This window comes from Actinosynnema sp. NPDC049800 (assembly GCF_040656635.1).
Taxonomy (GTDB): Bacteria; Actinomycetota; Actinomycetes; order Mycobacteriales; family Pseudonocardiaceae; genus Actinosynnema.
Genome location: NZ_JBFAMT010000003.1, coordinates 302,743 through 323,036, shown reverse-complemented (window position 1 = coordinate 323,036; position 20,294 = coordinate 302,743). Strand labels below are relative to the sequence as shown.

The following is a 20,294-nucleotide window of genomic DNA, read 5'->3' as shown; positions in this document are numbered from 1 at the left end:
TCTGGGCCACCCGTCCCGCCCGGCCTCGTCGTGATCGACAAGCCCGACGGCATGACCTCCCACGACGTGGTGGCCAAGGTCCGCCGCATCCTCGGCACCCGCAAGGTCGGGCACGCGGGCACGCTCGACCCGATGGCGACCGGCGTGCTCGTGCTCGGCATCGAACGGGCCACCAAGCTGCTCGGCCACCTCGCGCTGGACAGCAAGGCGTACCTGTCGACGATCCGCCTCGGCTCGTCCACCACGACCGACGACGCCGAGGGCGAGGTGCTCTCCACGGCCGACGCGTCCGAAGTGGACGAGGACGCGATCCGGGCCGGTGTGGCGAAGCTGACCGGCGCGATCGAGCAGGTGCCCAGCGCGGTGAGCGCGGTGAAGATCGACGGCAAGCGCGCCTACGCGCGGGTCCGCGCGGGCGAGACGGTGGAGATCCCGGCGCGCCCGGTCACGGTGCACCGCTTCGACGTGCTGTCGATCCGCCGCGAGGGCGAGGGCGTCACCGAGCTCGACGTGATGGTGGAGTGCTCGTCCGGGACCTACGTGCGCGCGCTGGCCCGCGACCTCGGCGCGGACCTCGGCGTCGGCGGCCACCTGGCGGCCCTGCGCCGCACGCGCGTCGGCCCGTTCGACCTGCGCGTGGCCAAGACGCTGGAGCAGCTGGAGAGCGCGCCGGGCCTGTCCCTGGACCTGGACTCGGCCGTGGCCACCGCGTTCCCCCGCCGCGAGATCGCGCCCCGCGAGGCGGTCGCCCTCTCGCACGGCCAACGGCTGGCCGCGGGCGGGCTGGACGGCACGTACGGCGTCTTCGGCCCGGACGGCCACGTGGTGGCGCTGGCGAAGGACGAGGGTCCGATCGCCAAGCCGTTGGTGGTACTCACGCCGAGCGGATGAGGCCTACCGTGGACGACATGTCGAGATGGGTGTGGCCGGCCGCGGCCGGTGTGGTGACGTCGGCCACGGGGGTGGCGATCAACCTCGCCACCGACGGCCGCGCGAACCCGTGGGCGTGGGTGACGGTCGTGCTGCTCACCGCGTTGGGCGTGGTCATCGCCCTGCGCGTGCAAGCACCGGCCCCGACGCCGCCGGCCGAACCGGCCGAGCGATCCGAAGCGGCCGAGCGACCCGAACCGGCGGGGTCGACCGAACCGGCCACCGCCGAGCCGCAACCGCAACCGCAGTCGCAGCCGTCCACCGCGAACGTGCACAACAACATCAGCGGCACGGTGCACGGCACCGTCGTGCAGGGTGGCAACCTCGGCCCGGTCACGATCAACTCGCCGACCACGGTCAACCAGAACGCGGTCGCGCGCGACGGCGGCACCGTCCACCAGGCCGGTCGCGACATCCGTCACGACTAGCCCGACCTCGGCCGGCGCGCCGGGGCCGACGGCCTAGGCTGGCCCGCGTGCAACGCTGGAGAGGGCTCGACCACCTGCCCGGCGGCTGGGGCCGCTGCGTGGTGACCATCGGCGTGTTCGACGGCGTCCACCGCGGGCACCAGGCGCTGATCGACCGCGCGGTCGGGTTGGCCGAGGACAAGGGCGTGCCGAGCGTCCTCATCACCTTCGACCCGCACCCGTCCGAAGTGGTCCGGCCGGGCAGCCACCCGGCCCAGCTGACGAGCCTGCACCGGCGGGCCGAGCTGGTCGAGGGCCTCGGCGTCGACGTGTTCTGCGTGATCCCGTTCACCGCCGAGCTCTCGCGCACGCCGGCCGACGAGTTCGCGCACGAGGTGCTGGTGGACCGGCTGCACGTGGCGGCCGTGGTGGTGGGGGAGAACTTCACGTTCGGCCACAAGGCGGCGGGCAACGTGACGCTGTTGCGCGAGCTGGGCAAGAGATTCGGTTTCGTGACCGAGGGGGCGGATCTGGTGACCGACGACGGCGTCACGTACTCGTCGACCTACATCCGGGCGTGCATCGACGCGGGCGACGTGGCCGCCGCGGCGCAGGCGCTCGGCCGGCCGCACCGGCTGGAGGGCATCGTGGTGCGCGGCGACGGCCGCGGCAAGGAACTGGGCTTCCCCACGGCCAACCTGTCGACCGCGCGGTTCGCCGCGGTGCCGGCGGACGGCGTGTACGCGTGCTGGTTCGTGCACGGCTCCGGCCGCCGCCTCAAGGCCGCGGTGAGCGTGGGCACCAACCCGACGTTCTCCGGCCGGGAACGGCGGGTCGAGGCCTTCGTGCTCGACGTGGACGAGGACTTCTACGGCCAGCGGGTCGCGCTCGACTTCGTGGACCGGCTGCGGGACATGGTGAAGTTCGACAGCGTCGAGTCGCTGCTGGAGCAGATGCACCGCGACGTGGCCACCGCACGTGACCTCCTGCTGGATCCGGGTGACGCCTGACAGGTTGAACCAGGTGGGTGGAACCCACCGTGCGACACCGGGCGACCTGGCAAGATGCCTGACACGTCCGTCGGTCAGGGGAGAGGCGAAGGTGGAGGACCACAAGATCGTCCAGCGCAATCTCGCGTTGCAGCGGGAGTGGTACGGGGAACCCTTGGGCGACCGGGTGCGCCGGCTCGTGGTCGCGTTCAGCATCTCCCAGGCCCAGCTCGCGGACGTGCTCGGCATCAGCGCGCCGATGCTGAGCCAGGTCATGAGCGGACGGCGGGCCAAGATCGGCAACCCGTCCGTGCTGGCCCGGATGATCATGCTGGAGCGCAAGGTCCTCACCCCCGACGTCGCGTCCGGCTCGCCCGACGCGTTGCAGCGCGCGTTGGAGGACGTCCGCCAGTCGAAGCCGACCGTGAGCCGCGACTCACTGCCGGTGAACGGCAGCGCGGACGACGAGGCCGTGGTGTTCCCGTTCCTGCGCCGCCTGGCCGACGGCCGCGAGCTGTCCCAGGCCGCCGACGTGCTCGGCGAGGACTTCCCGGCCCTGGCGGAGCTGCTGCGCCGCGCGGGCAAGGTCCGCGACGCCTGACCGGCCCCGCTCGTGAGCCTCTTCTCCGCCATCTTCCCGCCCGCCGACGTCGTCGAGGAGCTGCACGACGCCCTCCGCCCGTTCCGCGCGGCGCACCCCCGGCTGCGCTGGCAGCACCCGGCCCGCTGGCACGTCACCGTCCGGTTCTTCGGCGAGGCCGAGCCCGCCGGTCAGCTCGACGGCCTCGACCGCGTGACCGCGCCCGTGCTGAGGCTGCGCGGCAGCGGCACGTTCCGCCAGGTGCTGTGGATCGGGGTGGCCGGCGACCTGGCCGAGCTGGGTGAGGCGGCCCGCGTGCCGCCGGACTGGCGACCGCACGTCACCGTGGCCCGCGGCGCCGTGCTGCCGCACGTGGAGTTCACCGGTCGCGAGTGGACGGCCACCGAGGTCGCCCTGGTCCGCAGCCACCCGGCCGAGGGCTACTCGGTGCTCGACCGAGTGCCCTTGAGCACGGCAAACGGGTAACGCGTCGCCACTGCTGGTAACCTCGACATTTGGGTCTGGCTGCGGTCCGTGGCGGCCAGTACCGACTACCCCGCTCACGTGGGGCCGCACGGCACTTAACCAGCACAAGGAGCAACGAGCACGTGGCACTGACCACCGAACAGAAGAAGACCATCCTCTCCGAGTACGGCGTCCACGACACGGACACCGGTTCGGCCGAGGCCCAGGTCGCGCTGCTGAGCAAGCGCATCGCCGACCTGACGGAGCACCTGAAGCAGCACAAGCACGACCACCACTCGCGTCGTGGCCTGCTCCTGCTGGTCGGCCGTCGCCGCCGGCTGCTCAACTACCTCCAGAAGGTGGACATCCAGCGCTACCGCGCCCTCATCGGGCGGCTCGGCCTGCGCAGGTGAGACCTGCCGAGGGGGAGTGACCACCAAGGTCACTCCCCCTTGGCGTTAATTCGAGAACAAAAGACGAGGGAAGCACGCGCGGCGCACGGGACGACAGTTCGCCGGTCCTCGGTAGTGGCCCCCTGGTAGAGGAAACCCCAGGGGACTTCGATCGAAGACCGGCCTCGTCCGAACCGCGATCCCGCGCCCTGAGCGCGCTGTGACCCGCATGACGAGGAGTACCCATATGACGGACATCGAGGTCCACGAGACTTCCGCCACGATCGACAACGGTCGGTTCGGCACGCGCACCATCCGCTTCGAGACCGGTCGCCTGGCCCGCCAGGCGGCGGGCTCGGTCGTCGCCTACCTGGACGACGAGACGATGCTGCTGTCGGCCACGACGGCGTCGAAGCACCCCAAGGAGCACTTCGACTTCTTCCCCCTCACGGTGGACGTCGAGGAGCGCATGTACGCCGCGGGCCGCATCCCCGGCTCGTTCTTCCGCCGCGAGGGTCGCCCGTCGACCGACGCGATCCTGACCTGCCGCCTCATCGACCGGCCGCTGCGCCCGTCCTTCGTGGACGGTCTGCGCAACGAGATCCAGGTCGTCATCACGGTGATGAGCCTGAACCCGGCCGACCTGTACGACGTCGTGGCGATCAACGCCGCGTCGGCGTCCACGCAGCTCGCGGGTCTGCCGTTCTCCGGCCCGATCGGCGGCGTCCGGGTGGCGCTGATCGAGGGCCAGTGGGTGGCGTTCCCGACCCACGAGCAGCTGGAGAAGGCCGTGTTCGACATGGTCGTCGCCGGCCGCGTCGTCGGTGACGACGTCGCGATCATGATGGTCGAGGCCGAGGCCACCGAGAACGTCGTCGACCTGATCGGCGACGGCGCGCAGGCGCCGACCGAGGAGGTCGTGGCCGCGGGTCTCGAGGCCGCCAAGCCGTTCATCAAGGTGCTGTGCGAGGCGCAGGCCCAGCTGGCGCAGGTCGCGGCCAAGGCCACCGGCGAGTTCCCGACCTACCCGGCCTACCAGGCCGACGCCTTCGAGGCCGTCGAGCAGGCCGGTGCCGGCGAGCTGGCGCAGGCGCTGACCATCGGCGGCAAGCAGGAGCGCGAGTCCCGCATCGACGAGATCAAGGCGTCGGTGCTGGAGAAGCTGGCCGAGCAGTTCGAGGGTCGCGAGAAGGAGGTCGGCGCGGCGTTCCGCTCGTTGACCAAGAAGCTCGTGCGCCAGCGCATCCTGCGCGACAAGGTGCGCATCGACGGCCGCGGCCTCACCGAGATCCGGTCGCTGTCGGCCGAGGTCGAGGTCATCCCGAGGGCGCACGGCTCGGCGCTGTTCGAGCGCGGCGAGACCCAGATCCTGGGTGTCACCACGCTGAACATGCTGCGCATGGAGCAGCAGATCGACTCGCTGTCCCCCGAGACGCACAAGCGCTACCTGCACCACTACAACTTCCCGCCGTTCTCCACCGGTGAGACCGGCCGCGTGGGCTCGCCCAAGCGCCGCGAGATCGGCCACGGCGCGCTGGCCGAGCGGGCGCTGATGCCCGTGCTGCCCAAGCGCGAGGAGTTCCCCTACGCGATCCGCCAGGTGTCCGAGGCGCTGGGCTCCAACGGCTCGACGTCCATGGGCTCGGTCTGCGCGTCCACGATCTCGCTGCTCAACGCCGGCGTGCCGCTGAAGGCGCCGGTCTCGGGCATCGCCATGGGCCTGGTGTCCGACGAGGTGGACGGCAAGACGGAGTACGTCGCGCTGACCGACATCCTCGGCGCCGAGGACGCGTTCGGCGACATGGACTTCAAGGTCGCCGGCACCAAGGAGTTCGTCACCGCGCTCCAGCTCGACACCAAGCTCGACGGCATCCCGTCCGACGTGCTCGCGGGCGCGCTGGGCCAGGCCCGCGACGCGCGCCTGACCATCCTGGAGGTCATGGCCGAGGCCATCGACAGCCCGGACGAGATGAGCCCGTTCGCGCCGCGCGTGACGTCGGTCAAGATCCCGACCGACAAGATCGGCGAGGTCATCGGCCCGAAGGGCAAGATGATCAACTCGATCACCGAGCAGACCGGCGCCGACATCTCCATCGAGGACGACGGCACGATCTACGTCGGCGCGGCGGACGGCCCGTCGGCCGAGGCCGCGATCGGCCTGATCAACGCGATCGCGAACCCGCAGCTGCCGAAGGTGGGCGAGCGCTTCCTGGGCACCGTGGTGAAGACCGCGGCGTTCGGCGCGTTCGTGTCCCTGCTCCCGGGCAAGGACGGCCTGATCCACATCTCGAAGCTGGGCAACGGCAAGCGCATCAACAAGGTGGAGGACGTCGTCAAGGTCGGCGACAAGCTCCAGGTCGAGATCGCCGACATCGACCAGCGCGGCAAGATCAGCCTGGTCCTGGTCAGCGACGACGCGGAGCAGGCCCCGGCCGGCGACGCGCCCGTGCAGGACACCGCACCTGCCGAGGCCAACGCGCAGTGACGAAGAGCGTCAACGGGACGGCCGCGGGTGCTTCGGGCACCCGCGGCCGTCCGCTTACGCGCAGGCTCGGGCACCTGCAGAAGCCGGGCAGCACGATGTCGCTGGAACGCGGTGACGCGGGCGTCGCCGTGCGCCGCAGCGTGCTGCCCTCCGGCCTGCGGGTCATCACCGAGCGCATCCCCGGCGTCCGGTCGGCGTCGGTCGGCCTGTGGGTGCAGGTCGGGTCGCGCGACGAGCGGGTCGAGGTCGCGGGCGCCGCGCACTACCTGGAGCACCTGCTGTTCAAGGGCACGGCGAACCGCACGGCGGCGCAGATCGCCGAGGAGATCGACGCGGTCGGCGGCGAGCTGAACGCGTTCACCGCCAAGGAGCACACCTGCTACTACGCGCACGTCCTGGACGAGGACCTGCCGCTGGCGATGGACCTGGTGTGCGACGTGGTGTTCGACGCGCTGTGCGAGCCGCGCGACTTCGAGACCGAGCGCGGCGTGGTGCTCGAAGAGATCGCCATGCGCGACGACGACCCGGAAGACCTGCTGCACGACGCGTTCCTGGACGCCCTGCTGGGCGAGCACGCGCTGGGACGGCCGGTGCTGGGCACCGAGCAGTCCATCGGGGACATGGACCGCGACGCGCTGTTCGGCTTCTACAAGAAGCGCTACACGCTGCCGCGGATGGTGCTCGCGGTGGCGGGCAACATCGACCACGCGCACGTGATGCGCTTGGTGCGCAAGCAGATCGGCGACCGGCTCGACCGCGTGGGCACGCCCGTCGCGCCGCGCGTCGGCCGGGCGCGCATCCCGGGTTCGCGCAAGCTGGTGCTGCACTCCGACGACACCGAGCAGGCGCACCTGATGCTGGGCGTGCGCGGGCTCGACCGGCACGACGAGCGCCGGTTCGCGTTGAACGTGCTCAACGCCGCGCTGGGCGGCGGGATGAGCTCGCGGCTGTTCCAGGAGGTCCGGGAACGGCGCGGCCTGGCCTACCAGGTGTACTCGTCGGTCGGCCTCTACGCGGACGCGGGCACGTTGTCGATCTACGCGGGCTGCCAGCCCGACCGGCTCGGCGACGTGGCGGGCGTCGTGCGCGACGTGCTGTCCACCGTGGCCCGTGACGGGCTGAGCGAGGCGGAGGTGGCCCGCGGCAAGGGCCAGCTGCGCGGCGGGCTCGTGCTCGGCCTGGAGGACACCAGCTCGCGGATGTCGCGCATCGGCAAGGGCGAGCTGAACTACGGCGACTACCTGTCCGTCGAGCAGACGTTGGCGCGCATCGACGAGGTCACCGCGGCCGATGTCGCCACGCTGGCGAAGGACTTGCTGCGACGTCCCGTCGCCGCCGCCGTGGTCGGCCCTTACGCTCACGCCGACGATCTGCCGTCCCAGGTGCACGAGGTGATCTCTTGAGTTCCGCAGAACCACTCCGCGTAGGCGTCATCGGGGCCAGGGGCCGCATGGGCGCCGAGGTGTGCCGCGCGGTCGAGGCCGCCGGCGACCTGGAAGTCGTCGCCATGGTCGACGCGGGTGACTGGCTGTTCAACCTGGCCGACGCCGGCGCGCAGGTCGCGGTCGACTTCACCAGCCCCGACGTGGTCATGGACAACATCCGGTTCTGCGTGGACAACGACATCCACGCCGTCGTCGGCACCTCCGGGTTCGACGCGCAGCGGCTGGGCACGGTCTCCGAGTGGCTCGACGCGAAGCCGGGGCTGGGCGTGCTGGTCGCGCCGAACTTCGCCATCGGCGCCGTGCTGTCCATGCGGTTCGCCGAGCTGGCCGCCCCGTACTACGAGTCGGCCGAGGTCATCGAGCTGCACCACCCGCGCAAGGTGGACGCCCCCTCCGGCACCGCCGCGCACACGGCCCGGCTGATCTCGCAGGCGCGTGAGGCGGCGGGCGTCGGCCCGATGCCGGACGCGACCACGCAGGAGGCCCCCGGTGCGCGCGGCACGCTCGTGGACGACGTGCGGGTGCACTCGCTGCGCGTGGCGGGGCTGATCGCGCACCAGGAGGTCGTGTTCGGCACGGAGGGCGAGACGCTGACGCTGCGGCACGACTCGCTGGACCGCAAGTCGTTCATGCCGGGCGTGCTGCTGGCCGTGCGGTCGATCGCGCGGCACCCCGGGCTCTCCGTGGGGCTCGACAAGTACATGGACCTCTGACCCGCCGGGGCAGCCGACACCGTGAAGCCGACACCGTGAAGACCCGCACCGTCGCGTTCGTGATCACCGCCGCGCTGGCGGTGTACTTCGTGCTGCTCGGCGGCCGGGCCGTGGTGCTGCTCGGCACCGGCGACCCGGTCGGCGTCGGCCTCGGCGTCGGCGTGCTCCTGCTGCCGTTGATCGGCGCGTGGATCGCGTGGACGAACCTCAGGTTCGGCTTCACCACGGAGCGGATGGCGCGGCAGCTCGACGCCGAGGGCGGTCTCCTCGACACGTCCGGGCTGCCGCGTCGCCCGTCCGGCCGGGTGGACCGCGAGGCGGCCGACGCCTGGTTCGAGGAGCGCCGCGTGGACGTCGAGGCGCGCCCGGAGGACTGGCGGGCGTGGTTCCTGCTGGCGCAGGCCTACGACCTGGCCGGTGACCGCGGCCGGGCCCGCGAGACCATGCGGAAAGCGATCGACTTGTTCTCCCTGCCGACGAATCGGGCGTAAGCCGTTCGAGTGAGGCGCGATTCATTCGGTCTTCACGCTCTGTTGCCTTGGTTCTTCCGGTAGGCGTGGTTACTGTGGGTACATGGCGAAGACCTGCGAGAACCTGCGGCTGGCCGTCTCCTGCCTGGTCGTGGTCGTCGCGCTGGGCATCGCGCTCACGATCGGCTGATCACGCCGGCGTCCTGGGGAAGAATCAGGCGAACCGCCGCCCGTCCCAGGAGTGCCCATGCCCTTCGCTCGGATCGTCCGGGCGGCCCTCGCCGTCGCCGCGGCCCTGGTCGCGACCGGTCTCGTCACCCCGATGGCCACGGCGTACGCCGCGGTCGGCTGCGACGTCGACTACGACGTCACCGACCAGTGGCGCAGCGGGTTCGGCGCGCGCGTCACCCTGACCAACCTCGGCGACCCGCTGTCGGGCTGGACCCTGGAGTGGACGTTCACCGCCGGGCAGCGGATCACCTCCGAGACGTGGAACGGCGTGTTCACCCAGAGCGGGAGCACCGTGCGGGTGACGAACACCGGTTACAACGGCGCGGTGGCCACGGGCAGGTCGGTGACGGTCGGTTTCAACGGCTCCTGGTCGGGCAGCAACCCCGCGCCGACGTCGTTCACCGTGAACGGCGTGCCGTGCACGGGCTCGCCCGTCACCGCGGTCACCACGACCGGCGCCCCGGCGTCGTCGTCCACGCCGTCCCTCACGACCGAGCCGTCCGCCACGACCACCACCACGACGACCACGACCACGTCGGCGTCCTCGGCCTCGTCCTCGGCCACGACCGGGCCGTCGGAGTCGTCGGCGGCGGCCTCGGGCACGTTCACCTGGCCCACCGCGTCGCCGAAGCCCGCCGTCGTGCTGTCCGCGGACGTGAGCCCCGACAGCGGGGTGGACGCGCTGCGCCTCGGCCTGGTCATCAGCCTGCTCGTGGCGGCCGTGGGCATCGCCGTCCTGCTCGTCGTGCGGCGCCACCTCGGACGGGTGGGTGAGCGGCCCGACGAACGGCCCTGAGCGGGGTCACACGACCGGGTGGTTCACCGTGCGCTCAGCCGAGTGGCGGGGTAGCCGATGAAGCATGGATCGCACAGCGGTGGACCGCCTCTACGACTGTGACGTGCTGGATCGGCACGGCCGGCCCATCGGACCGGTCGCGGGGGTGTGGCTGGCCGGTGACCGGCCGCTGTGGGCTTCGGTGCGCAGCGACGGCGGCACGACGCTCGTCCCGATCCGCGGCGCCCAGGTCCGCGACCGCAGGCTCGTGGTGCCGGTCGACAAGCGCGAGGTGGAGGACGCGCCGAAGGTCGGCGACCGCGACCTCTCGGAGGCCGAGCAAGCCGAGCTGCACGACCACTACGGCCTGGTCGTGCCCGAGCAGCGCCTGGTGCGCCACCAGCGCGCCGTCAGTGCACCCACCAGCCAGCCACCGCGGCAGGCGAGGCGGCGAGCACGCTGAACCGGGCGAACCGGCCGGCCACGCTGGTGGAGATGAACAGCCAGGACGACATGCCGGCCAGGCCCGCCAGCACGGTGGTGAACATGAACGGCGGCAGGCCGACCACGGAGCTCACCGCGTGCGTGCCGAACATCCAGTGCGGGTGGCGGTGGCAGCGCACGCGCACCCACTCCAGCCTGGCCTTCCACTTCAGCCGCCACGGCGATAACGCCTTGGCCGGCTTCACCTCGCGCCTCATGAACGCGGGCAGGTGCAGCGAGCCGCGGGCGGCCAGGAAGTAGAACATCTTGCCCAGCACCTGGCCGACGGCGACCGCGATACCGATCCACCACCACGAGATGCCCGGTTGCTGGGTGACCAGACCGATGACGAAGATCTCGATGCTGATGAGGGGTACCAGCGCGGAGCCGAAGGCGACGCCGAACGTGAGGCACAACCACCCGAGCACTTGGCGAGGCTACCCGTGCGGTCACGGCTCGAGCAGTAGGGTCAGCCCCCCGGTAACCCTTATTTCGCGCAACGGCCGCCCGCCCGCGTCCAGGGTGCGGACCGTGCCGTCGGCGTCCCAGCCCGCCTTGCCGTAGAAGCCGATCGACGCCTTGTCGGCCTCGGGCACCCACGCGACACCCCTCGTGGCGCCGGCTTCACGCAGGTCGGAGGCGGCCGTGGCGAGGAGCCTGCCGCCGTGCCCGCGCCGCGCCCAGCGCGGCTCCACGAGCACGCTCACCAGAGCCGTCGTCGCCGCGTCCTCGGGCAGTGAGCCGTCCGCGTGCGCCACTTCTTCTTCGGGCGCCAGCCCGGCGACGCAGAACCCCACCGTCCACGTGCCCTCGGCGGCGACGAACACCTGACCGTGCCCGACCGCCTCGGCCCACGCGGGCGCGGTCTCGTTCACGTCGATGGCTTGCAGCACCTCGGCGGGGACGATGTCCCGGTAGGCGGTGCGCCAGGTGTCTCGGTGGATGCGGGCGATCTCCGCCACGTCGTCGGGCTGTGCGGTGCGCACGGTGGCGTCGGCCATGCCGGCACCCTATCCGCCGCTCGGCACGCCGGGTGCGGAGGCGGGTCGGCGTGCGGGGGAGTCCGATCTCACGGCTGCAGGGCGGAAATCCGCGTGATTGCACCCGTGCCGGCGTGAAAGCGTCGGTGACGTGCGGTGGGCAGCGTTGGGCGTCGTGTACGTGGTCTGGGGTTCGACCTACCTGGGCATCAAGTTCAGCATCGAGTCGATGCCGCCGCTGTTGTCGGGCGGCACGCGGTTCCTCCTCGCGGGCGCGGTGCTGGCGGCGGTGGTGGCGTGGCGCGGCGGGCTGCGGATGACGCGGCGGCAGTTCGGCTCGTCGGTGCTGCTGGGACTGCTGCTGCCCGCCTGGGGCAACGGGCTCGTGGTGCTGGCCGAGCAGTCGGTGGCGTCGGGGTTGGCGGCGCTGCTGGTGGCGTCCGTGCCGCTGTACGTGGTGCTGATGCGGCGGATCGCCGGTGAACGGCCGCACGGCGTGACGTACGCGGGTGTGACCATCGGCCTGGTGGGGCTGGCCGTGTTGTTGTCCGACGACCTGGGCGAGTCGTCGTGGTGGGGGCCGTGGGTGGTGCTGCTGGCGGCGTTCGGGTGGGCGCTGGGGTCGTTCCTGAGCAGCCGGCTGGACACGCCGGCGAACCCGTTCGCGTTGTCGGCGGTGGAGATGCTGGCCGGTGGGGCGGCGTTGACGGTGGTGGGGCTGGTCGCGGGGGAGCGGGTGTCGTTCGGCGCGATCACCACGACGTCGTGGGCGGCGTGGGGCTACCTGGTGGTGTTCGGGTCGTTGCTGGCGTTCAGCTCGTACGTGTACGTGCTGGGGCAGTTGCCGGTGTCGACCGTGGCGACCTACGCCTACGTGAACCCGGTGATCGCGGTGGTGCTCGGGGTGTGGCTGGCGGACGAGCGGTTCGGGGTGTCGCAGCTGCTCGGCGGTCTGCTGGTGGTCCTGGCGGTGGTGCTGGTGGTCCGGGCCGAGCGGAAACGTCGTACCCCGGTGGGAGTATCCAGCCGTGCAGAAGATGAACGCTGACGTCGCTCGCCGCATCGCCTTGGGCGCACAGGGTTTCGCCGACGCGCGCCCCGCCTCCGCGCCCAACCGGCGGCACCTGCTCAAGGTGCTGTCCCGGATCCGGTTGTTGCAGCTGGACTCGGTGAACGTGGCCGTCCGCGCGCACTACATGCCGTTGTTCAGCAGGCTCGGGGCCTACGCGCCGTCCTTGGTGGACGAGGCGTCGTGGTCGCACAGCGCGCGCAAGCCGCGACTGCTGGTGGAGTACTGGGCGCACGAGGCGAGCCTGGTGCCGGTGGAGGACTGGCCGCTGCTGCACTCCGGGGCCAAGCGCCCCGGCTGGTGGAAGAACTACACGACGGTCGCCGAGCGCTCGCCGCAGCTCGTGGACGACATCCTGGCGGTGGTGAAGGAGCTGGGGCCGCTCGGCGCGGGCGCGATCGAGAAGGCGTTGGCCGGTGGCGGGCCGCGGGCCAAGGACCACTGGGGCTGGAACTGGTCCGAGGTCAAGAAGGTGTGCGAGTACCTGTTCGGCGAGGGCGTGCTGACGACCGGGACGCGGCGCGGTTTCGAGCGGCTGTACGACCTGAGCGAACGCGTGCTGCCGCCGGAGGTGCTGGCCCGGCGGCTGTCGGTGACGGCGGAGGAGGGCGCGCGCGAGCTGGTGACGCGTGCGGCGACGGCGATGGGCGTGGCGACGGAGCCCGATCTGCGCGACTACTACCGGTTGCAGCCCGCGCGCAGCCGGCAGGCCGTGGCGGAGCTGGTCGAGGCAGGGGTGCTGGAGCCGGTCGAGGTGCAGGGGTGGGGCGTGCCCGCGTACCGCCACGTCGAGGTGCGCGTGCCGCGGCGGATCACCGGGCGGGCGCTGCTGTGCCCGTTCGACCCGCTGATCTGGGAGCGGGCCCGGACCGAGCGGATCTTCGACTTCTTCTACCGGATCGAGATCTACGTGCCCGGGCCCAAGCGCGTGCACGGTTACTACGTGTTCCCGTTCCTGCTGGACGGCGAGCTGGTGGGGCGGGTCGACCTGAAGGCGGACCGGGCGGCGGGGGTGCTGCGGGTGCAGGCGGCGTACGCCGAGCCGGGCGCGGACGTGGGCCGGGTCGCGGTCGAGCTGGCCGCCGAGCTGCGGCACATGGCGGACTGGCTGGAGCTGGAGGACGTCGAGGTCGTGCTCAAGGGCGACCTCGCAGGAGTGCTGAAGACGGTGGCGCGGTGAGAGCGGCCACTCGATGGGCTGACAGAAGTTGAAATCTGTCAGCCCAAGTCTCATAGTGGAGTCATGACGAACTCCACCCACCGCGTGACCCGGCGTCGGGTCCTGGGCAAGACCGGTCCCGAGGTGTCGGCGCTCGGCCTGGGCTGCATGGGCATGTCGGACCTGTACGGCCCGGCCGACGAGGCGGAGAGCGTGGCCACCATCCACGCCGCCGTCGACGCGGGCGTGACGCTGCTCGACACCGGCGACTTCTACGGCATGGGCCACAACGAACTGCTGATCCGCCAGGCCCTGCGCGACCGCAACCGCGACGACGTGGCGATCAGCGTCAAGTTCGGCGCGCTGCGCGACGCGGACGGCGGCTGGCACGGCAACGACGCCAGGCCCGAGGCCGTGCGCAACTTCCTCGCCTACACGCTGCGCCGGCTCGGCACGGACCACGTCGACGTCTACCGCCCGGCCCGCCTCGACCCGGCCGTCCCGATCGAGGAGACCGTGGGCGCGATCAAGGAGGAGGTCGAGAAGGGCCGCGTCCGCCACATCGGCCTGTCCGAGGTGGGCGCGGACACGCTGCGCCGGGCCAACGCCGTGCACCCGATCGTCGACCTCCAGATCGAGTACTCGCTGATCTCCCGGGGCATCGAGGAGGAGATCCTGCCCACCGCCCGCGAGCTGGGCATCGGCATCACGGCGTACGGCGTGCTGTCGCGCGGCCTGATCTCGGGCCACTGGACGGCGGCCAGGCGGACCGACGACTTCCGCGCCGTGTCGCCGCGGTTCCAGGGCGACAACCTCGGCCACAACCTGGCGCTGGTGGAGGCCCTGCGCGCGGTGGCCGCGGAGAAGGGCACGACGGTCGCGCAGCTGGCCATCGCCTGGGTCCTGGCCCAGGGCGAGGACATCGTCCCGCTGGTGGGCGCACGCCGCCGCGACCGGCTGACCGAGGCCCTCGGCGCGCTGGACGTCACGCTCACCGAGTCGGACCTGTCCCGGATCGAGGCCGCGGTCCCGGCCGACGCCGCGGCGGGCGAGCGCTACGCGCCGGCCCTGATGGCGCACCTGGACAGCGAGCGCTGACCGTGGTCGGGGTCGCCGGCCGGTGCGCGCACAATTGACCGGGGACCAGCCGGCGACACCAGGGAGCACCACGTGGCGGAAGGCGCACTGACCGCGGAGGACGTCCTCCGCACCACGGAGGACGTCCTCCGCCGCTTCGGCCCGGCCAAGGCGACCGTGGTGGACGTGGCCCGCGCCCTCGGCGTGAGCCACGGCAGCGTCTACCGGCACTTCCCGACCAAGGCCGCCTTGCGCGAGGCGGTCACGCAGCGGTGGCTCGCCCGCGCGCACGCGGGCTTGACCGACCTCGCCACCGCCGACACCCCCGCGCCGCGGCGCCTGCGCGACTGGCTGGCGGCGCTCTTCGAGTCCAAGCGCGTGAAGGCGCTGGACGACCCGGAGCTGTTCGCCACGTACTCGGTGCTGGTGACCGAGAACAGCGCCGTGGTGGACGCCCACGTGGCGACGCTGGTCGAGGACCTGACCCGGATCGTCGAGGACGGCGTGGCGTCCGGCGACTTCGCCACCGACGACCCGGCCGGCGCGGCCGAGGCCGTCCTGGCCGCCACCGCGCGGTTCCACGACCCGGTCCACGCGCCCCTGTGGTCGACGCCGGGCATCGACGCGAGCTTCGAGGCGGTGGTGTCACTCCTGGTGGCGGGACTGAGGGCCCGCGAGTAGGGAAAACCGCGGCGCGCGCATCGGGGGTGCGCACGCCGCGGCGTGGTCCGGTGGTCAGGCCGTGGTCGCCGTGGTCACCAGGGCGGTGCCGCTGCCGGTCCGGCCGGTGATGAACAGGGACGGCTCGTCCGCCGGCGGCGTGTCGGAGACGTCCAGGTCGCTGCGCGCCGAGCCCGAGCTGGAGGCCAGGTCGACCTGCGCCGCCACGCCGGGCCGAACGCCGACGCGGACGTCGCCCGAACCGGTGCCCAGCTGGACCTTGCCGGACGCGGCGTCGGCGATGGTGACGTCACCGCCGCCGGTCCGCACCTGCACGTCGCCCTGCACAGCGCCCAGCCACACGTCGCCGGTGCCCGTGTAGATCACGGTGTTCCCGCCGATCGACGACACCTCGACGTCGCCGCTGCCGGTCTTCGCCCGCAGCCCGCCGAGCATCGGACCGAGCCTCAGCTTGCCCGAACCCGAGTTGACCTGTGACGACGCGTCCGCGCGATCCGCGGTCACGTCACCGGTGCCGGTCTGGACCTCCAGCCGACCCGCCGCGCCGGTCACGGTCACCTCCGCCGAACCGGCCTTGGTGATCACGTGGGAGCCGGCGGGCGCGCGCACCGTCACGCTCAACGGCACGGCGCGCAGCGGCAGCGCCTTGGACGAGTGCACCCTCAACCGCCCGCCGGTCAGCTCGAGCCGGGCGTCGCGCACCGCCTCGGCCGGTCCCGCCGGCTGCCCGCGGCCGTTGCCGAACTGGTCGTTCACCCAGCTCAGCAGCCCCGACAGGCCCGCGGCCCAGGACTCGCCCGGCGACGGGTCGTGCTTGACCTCGACGTGCACGCCGGGCTCGTCGACCAGGTGCACCCGCACCCGGCCGGAGAGCAGCGCCACGTCGACCTCCACGACCCCGTCGACCTCGAAGCTCTGCTGCCGAACGACGACATCCGATTCCATGATCCCCCCTCAGCCCTGGACCCAGCCGCGGACGCGGGAGGACGACGACGACTCGCCGCCCGACTGGTCCTTCGGCGGCCCCCAGTGCTTGTGGCCACCACCACCGCGCCGCCCGCCGACCGCCCCCTGCACGGCCTGCGCGACGAACGTGTTCAGCGACATCCCCTGGGCCGCGGCGGCCTGCTCGGCCTTCGACTTCAGCTCGTCCAGCAGCCGCAGGGTGACGCGCGTGGCGTCACCGGCGGAGGGCCGGGGAACTTCCTGCGGCTCGGGTTCGTGTTCTTCCCGAGCGGCCGTGCCGGTGACGACCACCTGCACGTCCCGTCCGTCCAACCGCACGTCGACGACAGGGCCGTCGAGGGCCGCGGTGACCTCCGCGGCCAGGTCGGACAGCGCGTTCATGAGCGCGAGCCGCGCGGCGGGCTCCAGTGCTGCGGACAGCAGGGCCGCGGTGCGCCGGGTGTTGTCGTCCCCGGCGGACGCGGCCGTCGCGAGGTCCTCGCGCAGTGCTGCGATGTACGGCGACAGATCCATGACACCACCATGACGTCAAACCTGACATCAGTCAAGGAAGTCTGTGATGTCGTTCATGACGCCAGGCTGTGCCGTCCGCAGGGCGCGGACGGACACGCGCTGTAGGCTGAAAAGTTGCTCTCTGTCGCTCGACTAGGCTGCGCGGCGTAGCCAAGTTGCAAGGAAGGTTCGTCGTGACCGAAACGGTGTCGCCGCTCGTCCAGCTGATTGCGAAGACGGAGTTTTTCCCGCCTGCGGACGTCCCGTGGTCCACCGACGCCGACGGCGGCGAGGCGCTGGCGGAGTTCGCCGGCCGCGCGTGCTACCAGTCGTGGACGAAGCCGAACCCGGCCACCGCCACGAACGCCGGCTACATCAAGCACATCATCGAGGTCGGCCACCTGTCCGTGCTGGAGCACGGCTCGGTCAGCTTCTACCTGACCGGCATCTCCCGCTCGCTCACCCACGAGCTGATCCGGCACCGCCACTTCTCGTACTCGCAGCTGTCCCAGCGGTACGTGCCCGAGCGCAACGCCGCCATGGTCGAGCCGGACGTCATCGCGAACGACCCGGAGCTGCACGAGAAGTTCCTCGCGGCGGCGCAGGCCAGCGTCGAGGCCTACAACGAGCTGCTGAAGGGCCTGGAGGAGAAGTTCTCCGACGTGCCCAGCGCCACGCTGCGCCGCAAGCAGGCGCGCCAGGCGGCCAGGGCGATCCTGCCCAACGCCACCGAGACCCGCATCGTGGTGACCGGGAACTACCGCGCGTGGCGGCACTTCATCGCCATGCGCGCCACCGAGCACGCCGACGTGGAGATCCGCGCGCTGGCCGTGGAGTGCCTGCGCCAGCTGCAGAAGGCGGCGGCCAACGTGTTCGCCGACTTCACCATCTCGACCCTGGCCGACGGCACCGAGGTCGCCTCCAGCCCGCTGGTCACCGAAGGCTGACGGCCGGTGAAGCGGCTGATCGTCGACGTCCTGCCGGGGGAGTACACGGTCGCGCGGCTGCCCGCCGACGCGCCCGTCCCGGCGGGGCTGCTCGACGCGCCCGGCCTGGTCTCGGTGACCAGGACGCCCGACGAGCTGTCGATCGTGTGCCCGGCCGAGCACGCGCCCGAGGCGGAGACCGCGCAGCCCGGCTGGCGGTTGCTGACCGTGCGCGGTCCGCTGGAGTTCACCCTCACTGGCATCATGGCCGCCCTGTCGGGTGAACTGGCCGCGGCGGGCGTGAGCCTGTTCGCGCTGTCCACCTACGACACCGACCACCTGCTGGTGAAGTCGGGCGACCTGGCCCGCGCCGTGCAGGCGCTGCGGTCGTCCGGGCACGAAGTCACGAAACCGTGAAACCGGATCGGGCGTCACGTGGTCTGAAGTAGCGTTCCGCCCGGTCCGCGGGTTTCGAGGAGTGACGGTGACTGGTCCGACGCAAGGTGTGAGCGCGCAACCCCGCGTGATCGCGGGCAGGTACACCCTGCTCGCCGAGCTGGGACGCGGCGGCATGGGCGTCGTCTGGCGCGCCCAGGACAACGTGATCGGCCGCCAGGTCGCCATCAAGGAGCTGCACCTGCCCGACGGCATCGCGCTGGAAGAGCGCCGGGTGCTGGAGGAGCGGGTGATGCGCGAGGCGCGCACCGCGGGCCGGCTGAACGACCCCGGCGTGGTCACCGTGTACGACGTGGTCGCCGAGCACGGCATGAACTACATCGTGATGGAGCTGGTCGAGGCCGCCACGCTGTCCACGCTGATCAGCGCGCACGGCCCGATGCCGCAGGACCGGGTCATCTCGATGGCCGTCCAGGCGCTGTCCGCCCTGGACTCCGCGCACCAGGCCGGGATCGTGCACCGCGACGTCAAGCCCGGCAACCTCATGGTCACGCCCAACGGCCGGGTGAAGCTCACCGACTTCGGCATCGCCCAGGCCGTGGACGACCCGCGGCTGACCACCAGCGGCAGCCTCATCGGCTCGCCCGCCTACATGTCGCCGGAGCGCATCCACGGCAACGAGGCCTCGCCCGCCTCCGACCTGTGGGCGCTGGGCGCGACGCTCTGCTACGCCGTCGAGGGCGCCAACCCGTACGACCGGCCGACCACCGCGTCCACCCTGCACGCGATCATGAACGAGATGCCCCGCCTGACCAGGGCGCACGGCGTGCTCGGCGCGGTGATCACCGGCCTGATGATGCCCGACCCGAACGCCCGGCTGACCGGCCCGCAGGCGCGCGCCATGCTGGAACGCGCGGCGGCCCACCCGACACCGCCGACCGGGTTCGGCGCGCCGAACCCGACCATGCACTACGCGCAGCCCACCGCGGTGCGCAAGCCGTGGCTCAAGGGCCTGCTGATCACCGGCACGGCGGTGGCCGCGGTCGCGCTGCTGGTCGGCGGCGTGTTCCTGGGCCGGTGGCTGTTCACCGAGCAGCCGCCCGCCGCGATGGCCGAGACGGTCACCTACGGTCCGGGCGGCACGATCGAGCCCGCCCAGTTCAAGGCGGGCGCCGGGCAGTGCGGCGACAACCTGGTCGACCCCAACACCACGGTCAACTACACCGACTGCGACGAGCCGCACCGGGTCGAGGTCTACGCGGCGGCGGAGCCGTTCGGGTCGGACAAGATGCCCTACCCGGGCGACGAGTGGCTGCGCGGGTACGCGGAGAACTACTGCACGCTGTACTTCATGTCCGAGCGGGTGCCCGTGCAGGACAAGGAGTCCAAGCTCCGCTACGTCGCCGTCGTGCCGACCTCGGGCGTCTGGGCGGAGGACCCGTCGAAGTCCTCGTCCTCGGACAAGCGCTACCGCGACGTGGCCTGCGTGCTGTGGAACAAGGACGGCACCGCGCTGAAGGACCAGGTGTACGCCAAGTAACGTGGGTCCATGGGCGTCGCGCAGGACGAACGCAGGCTGCTGACCGAGCTGTTCGCCGAGGTGGGGCCGGACGCGCCCACGTTGTGCGACCCGTGGCGCGCCCGGGACCTCGCCGCGCACCTCGTGCTGCGGGAACGCCGCCCGGACGCGGCGGCCGGCATCCTGGTCAAGCCGCTGGCCGGGCACACGCAGCGCGTCCAGGACGCCTACGCGGCCAGGCCGTGGGACGAGCTGGTCGAGCTGGTCCGCGTCGGCCCGCCCCGGTTCTCGCCCTACGCGCTCATCGACGAGCTGGTGAACTCCGTCGAGTACTTCGTGCACCACGAGGACGTGCGCCGGGCGCGGGACGACTGGGAGCCGCGTTCACCCGATCCGGTACGAGACGCGGTGCTGTGGCAGCGGCTCGCGCCCACCGCCCGGCTCATGTACCGCAAGAGCCCGGTCGGGGTGGTGCTGCGCCGCCCGGACGGCGAGGCGGTCGTGGCCAAGCGTGGAGCGGACCCCGTGGTGCTGACCGGGCAGGTCTCGGAACTGCTGGTGCACGTGTTCGGCCGGGCCGCCGCACGCGTCGAGTACGACGGCTCGGACGACGCCGTGCGGCTGGTGCGAGCCCTCGACCGGAGCATGTAGTCGCAGCTTGCCG

General features: G+C 71.9%; 24 protein-coding genes. 20 read left to right on the top strand and 4 right to left on the bottom strand.

The annotated features are described in order from the left end of the window. The first annotated feature begins 30 nt into the window (after positions 1 to 30). The 12 genes from truB to AB0I91_RS06750 all read left to right on the top strand — a co-directional run bounded on the left by truB (position 31) and on the right by AB0I91_RS06750 (position 10,345). On the top strand, positions 31 to 891 hold the full coding sequence (truB, locus tag AB0I91_RS06805; protein WP_498780722.1) for a tRNA pseudouridine(55) synthase TruB: 861 nt from the start codon (positions 31 to 33) through the stop codon (positions 889 to 891). Positions 892 to 908: 17 nt separating this feature from the next. After that, positions 909 to 1,358: a hypothetical protein gene (locus AB0I91_RS06800; RefSeq protein WP_499613416.1), complete on the top strand. Its 450-nt coding sequence runs from the start codon at positions 909 to 911 to the stop codon at positions 1,356 to 1,358. Positions 1,359 to 1,405: 47 nt separating this feature from the next. Beyond that, positions 1,406 to 2,347, top strand: a complete 942-nt coding sequence (locus AB0I91_RS06795) for a bifunctional riboflavin kinase/FAD synthetase (protein ID WP_499613419.1) — start codon at positions 1,406 to 1,408, stop codon at positions 2,345 to 2,347. Between the two features lie 91 nt (positions 2,348 to 2,438). Beyond that, the gene (locus AB0I91_RS06790) at positions 2,439 to 2,927 is read left to right on the top strand and encodes a helix-turn-helix domain-containing protein (RefSeq protein ID WP_498780728.1); all 489 of its coding nucleotides are present in this window, start codon (positions 2,439 to 2,441) and stop codon (positions 2,925 to 2,927) included. Between the two features lie 12 nt (positions 2,928 to 2,939). Beyond that, complete coding sequence (locus tag AB0I91_RS06785) at positions 2,940 to 3,392, top strand: 2'-5' RNA ligase family protein (RefSeq protein ID WP_498780730.1); 453 nt, start codon at positions 2,940 to 2,942, stop codon at positions 3,390 to 3,392. 122 nt (positions 3,393 to 3,514) lie between these two features. After that, complete coding sequence (rpsO, locus tag AB0I91_RS06780) at positions 3,515 to 3,784, top strand: 30S ribosomal protein S15 (RefSeq protein WP_498780731.1); 270 nt, start codon at positions 3,515 to 3,517, stop codon at positions 3,782 to 3,784. A 226-nt stretch (positions 3,785 to 4,010) separates the two neighbouring features. Next, complete coding sequence (locus AB0I91_RS06775; RefSeq protein WP_498780732.1) at positions 4,011 to 6,248, top strand: polyribonucleotide nucleotidyltransferase; 2,238 nt, start codon at positions 4,011 to 4,013, stop codon at positions 6,246 to 6,248. Between the two features lie 95 nt (positions 6,249 to 6,343). Further along, positions 6,344 to 7,651: a M16 family metallopeptidase gene (locus AB0I91_RS06770; RefSeq protein ID WP_498780766.1), complete on the top strand. Its 1,308-nt coding sequence runs from the start codon at positions 6,344 to 6,346 to the stop codon at positions 7,649 to 7,651. Then, positions 7,648 to 8,406 carry a 4-hydroxy-tetrahydrodipicolinate reductase gene (gene dapB, locus AB0I91_RS06765; RefSeq protein WP_498780734.1) on the top strand — a complete coding sequence of 253 codons (759 nt, stop codon included), beginning with the start codon at positions 7,648 to 7,650 and terminating at the stop codon, positions 8,404 to 8,406. The genes AB0I91_RS06770 and dapB overlap by 4 nt, the downstream gene beginning before the upstream one ends. Positions 8,407 to 8,441: 35 nt before the next feature. Then, on the top strand, positions 8,442 to 8,897 hold the full coding sequence (locus AB0I91_RS06760; RefSeq protein WP_499613428.1) for a tetratricopeptide repeat protein: 456 nt from the start codon (positions 8,442 to 8,444) through the stop codon (positions 8,895 to 8,897). Positions 8,898 to 9,123: 226 nt separating this feature from the next. Continuing rightward, positions 9,124 to 9,903 (top strand): cellulose-binding domain-containing protein, encoded by a 780-nt coding sequence (locus AB0I91_RS06755; RefSeq protein ID WP_499613431.1) that lies wholly within the window; start codon positions 9,124 to 9,126, stop codon positions 9,901 to 9,903. Positions 9,904 to 9,967: 64 nt separating this feature from the next. After that, entirely contained in the window at positions 9,968 to 10,345 is a 378-nt protein-coding gene (locus AB0I91_RS06750; RefSeq protein ID WP_498780739.1) for a hypothetical protein, read from the top strand. Here the strand turns inward: AB0I91_RS06750 and AB0I91_RS06745 are convergent. Both AB0I91_RS06745 and AB0I91_RS06740 read right to left on the bottom strand, forming a co-directional pair. Beyond that, the gene (locus AB0I91_RS06745; protein ID WP_498780740.1) at positions 10,293 to 10,793 is read right to left on the bottom strand and encodes a hypothetical protein; all 501 of its coding nucleotides are present in this window, start codon (positions 10,791 to 10,793) and stop codon (positions 10,293 to 10,295) included. The two genes, AB0I91_RS06750 and AB0I91_RS06745, sit on opposite strands and share 53 nt — an antisense overlap. A gap of 21 nt (positions 10,794 to 10,814) precedes the next feature. Then, on the bottom strand, positions 10,815 to 11,366 hold the full coding sequence (locus AB0I91_RS06740; RefSeq protein ID WP_499635636.1) for a GNAT family N-acetyltransferase: 552 nt from the start codon (positions 11,364 to 11,366) through the stop codon (positions 10,815 to 10,817). Positions 11,367 to 11,496: 130 nt separating this feature from the next. Here AB0I91_RS06740 and AB0I91_RS06735 point away from each other — a divergent pair, with 130 nt between their 5' ends. From AB0I91_RS06735 to AB0I91_RS06720, 4 genes are all read left to right on the top strand, one after another. Beyond that, positions 11,497 to 12,393 (top strand): EamA family transporter, encoded by an 897-nt coding sequence (locus tag AB0I91_RS06735; RefSeq protein ID WP_498780743.1) that lies wholly within the window; start codon positions 11,497 to 11,499, stop codon positions 12,391 to 12,393. Further along, entirely contained in the window at positions 12,383 to 13,594 is a 1,212-nt protein-coding gene (locus AB0I91_RS06730) for a winged helix-turn-helix domain-containing protein (protein WP_499635634.1), read from the top strand. Before AB0I91_RS06735 ends, AB0I91_RS06730 begins: the two co-directional genes overlap by 11 nt. Before the next feature lie 63 nt (positions 13,595 to 13,657). Next, on the top strand, positions 13,658 to 14,671 hold the full coding sequence (locus AB0I91_RS06725; protein ID WP_499635630.1) for an aldo/keto reductase: 1,014 nt from the start codon (positions 13,658 to 13,660) through the stop codon (positions 14,669 to 14,671). Between the two features lie 72 nt (positions 14,672 to 14,743). Next, entirely contained in the window at positions 14,744 to 15,331 is a 588-nt protein-coding gene (locus AB0I91_RS06720; RefSeq protein WP_498780747.1) for a TetR/AcrR family transcriptional regulator, read from the top strand. A 54-nt stretch (positions 15,332 to 15,385) separates the two neighbouring features. Here the strand turns inward: AB0I91_RS06720 and AB0I91_RS06715 are convergent, their stop codons facing one another. Together AB0I91_RS06715 and AB0I91_RS06710 are read right to left on the bottom strand one after the other, a co-directional pair. After that, the gene (locus tag AB0I91_RS06715) at positions 15,386 to 16,276 is read right to left on the bottom strand and encodes a DUF4097 family beta strand repeat-containing protein (RefSeq protein WP_498780748.1); all 891 of its coding nucleotides are present in this window, start codon (positions 16,274 to 16,276) and stop codon (positions 15,386 to 15,388) included. Positions 16,277 to 16,285: 9 nt separating this feature from the next. Next, positions 16,286 to 16,810, bottom strand: a complete 525-nt coding sequence (locus AB0I91_RS06710; protein WP_498780749.1) for a toxin-antitoxin system HicB family antitoxin — start codon at positions 16,808 to 16,810, stop codon at positions 16,286 to 16,288. 173 nt (positions 16,811 to 16,983) lie between these two features. On the opposite strand from AB0I91_RS06710, the gene thyX reads away from it, so the two are divergent. The 4 genes from thyX to AB0I91_RS06690 all read left to right on the top strand — a co-directional run bounded on the left by thyX (position 16,984) and on the right by AB0I91_RS06690 (position 20,281). After that, positions 16,984 to 17,736, top strand: coding sequence for an FAD-dependent thymidylate synthase (gene thyX, locus AB0I91_RS06705; RefSeq protein ID WP_498780750.1), 753 nt, complete (start codon positions 16,984 to 16,986; stop codon positions 17,734 to 17,736). Between the two features lie 6 nt (positions 17,737 to 17,742). Beyond that, positions 17,743 to 18,132 carry an ACT domain-containing protein gene (locus tag AB0I91_RS06700; protein ID WP_498780751.1) on the top strand — a complete coding sequence of 130 codons (390 nt, stop codon included), beginning with the start codon at positions 17,743 to 17,745 and terminating at the stop codon, positions 18,130 to 18,132. A gap of 67 nt (positions 18,133 to 18,199) precedes the next feature. After that, a complete protein-coding gene (locus tag AB0I91_RS06695) occupies positions 18,200 to 19,651 on the top strand; it encodes a serine/threonine-protein kinase (RefSeq protein ID WP_498780753.1) in 1,452 nt (483 codons plus the stop codon). 9 nt (positions 19,652 to 19,660) lie between these two features. Continuing rightward, a complete protein-coding gene (locus AB0I91_RS06690) occupies positions 19,661 to 20,281 on the top strand; it encodes a TIGR03085 family metal-binding protein (RefSeq protein ID WP_498780755.1) in 621 nt (206 codons plus the stop codon). The last annotated feature ends 13 nt before the right edge of the window (positions 20,282 to 20,294 follow it).

Excerpts from the sequence above, each read along its gene's own strand:
- AB0I91_RS06800 (WP_499613416.1), top strand. The coding sequence starts at position 909 with ATGTCGAGATGGGTGTGGCCGGCCGCGGCCGGTGTGGTGACGTCGGCC.
- AB0I91_RS06710 (WP_498780749.1), bottom strand. The coding sequence starts at position 16,810 with ATGGATCTGTCGCCGTACATCGCAGCACTGCGCGAGGACCTCGCGACG.
- AB0I91_RS06715 (WP_498780748.1), bottom strand. The coding sequence starts at position 16,276 with ATGGAATCGGATGTCGTCGTTCGGCAGCAGAGCTTCGAGGTCGACGGG.
- AB0I91_RS06690 (WP_498780755.1), top strand. The coding sequence starts at position 19,661 with ATGGGCGTCGCGCAGGACGAACGCAGGCTGCTGACCGAGCTGTTCGCC.
- AB0I91_RS06750 (WP_498780739.1), top strand. The coding sequence starts at position 9,968 with ATGGATCGCACAGCGGTGGACCGCCTCTACGACTGTGACGTGCTGGAT.
- AB0I91_RS06740 (WP_499635636.1), bottom strand. The coding sequence starts at position 11,366 with ATGGCCGACGCCACCGTGCGCACCGCACAGCCCGACGACGTGGCGGAG.
- AB0I91_RS06770 (WP_498780766.1), top strand. The coding sequence starts at position 6,344 with ATGTCGCTGGAACGCGGTGACGCGGGCGTCGCCGTGCGCCGCAGCGTG.
- AB0I91_RS06775 (WP_498780732.1), top strand. The coding sequence starts at position 4,011 with ATGACGGACATCGAGGTCCACGAGACTTCCGCCACGATCGACAACGGT.
- AB0I91_RS06755 (WP_499613431.1), top strand. The coding sequence starts at position 9,124 with ATGCCCTTCGCTCGGATCGTCCGGGCGGCCCTCGCCGTCGCCGCGGCC.
- AB0I91_RS06725 (WP_499635630.1), top strand. The coding sequence starts at position 13,658 with ATGACGAACTCCACCCACCGCGTGACCCGGCGTCGGGTCCTGGGCAAG.
- AB0I91_RS06730 (WP_499635634.1), top strand. The coding sequence starts at position 12,383 with ATGAACGCTGACGTCGCTCGCCGCATCGCCTTGGGCGCACAGGGTTTC.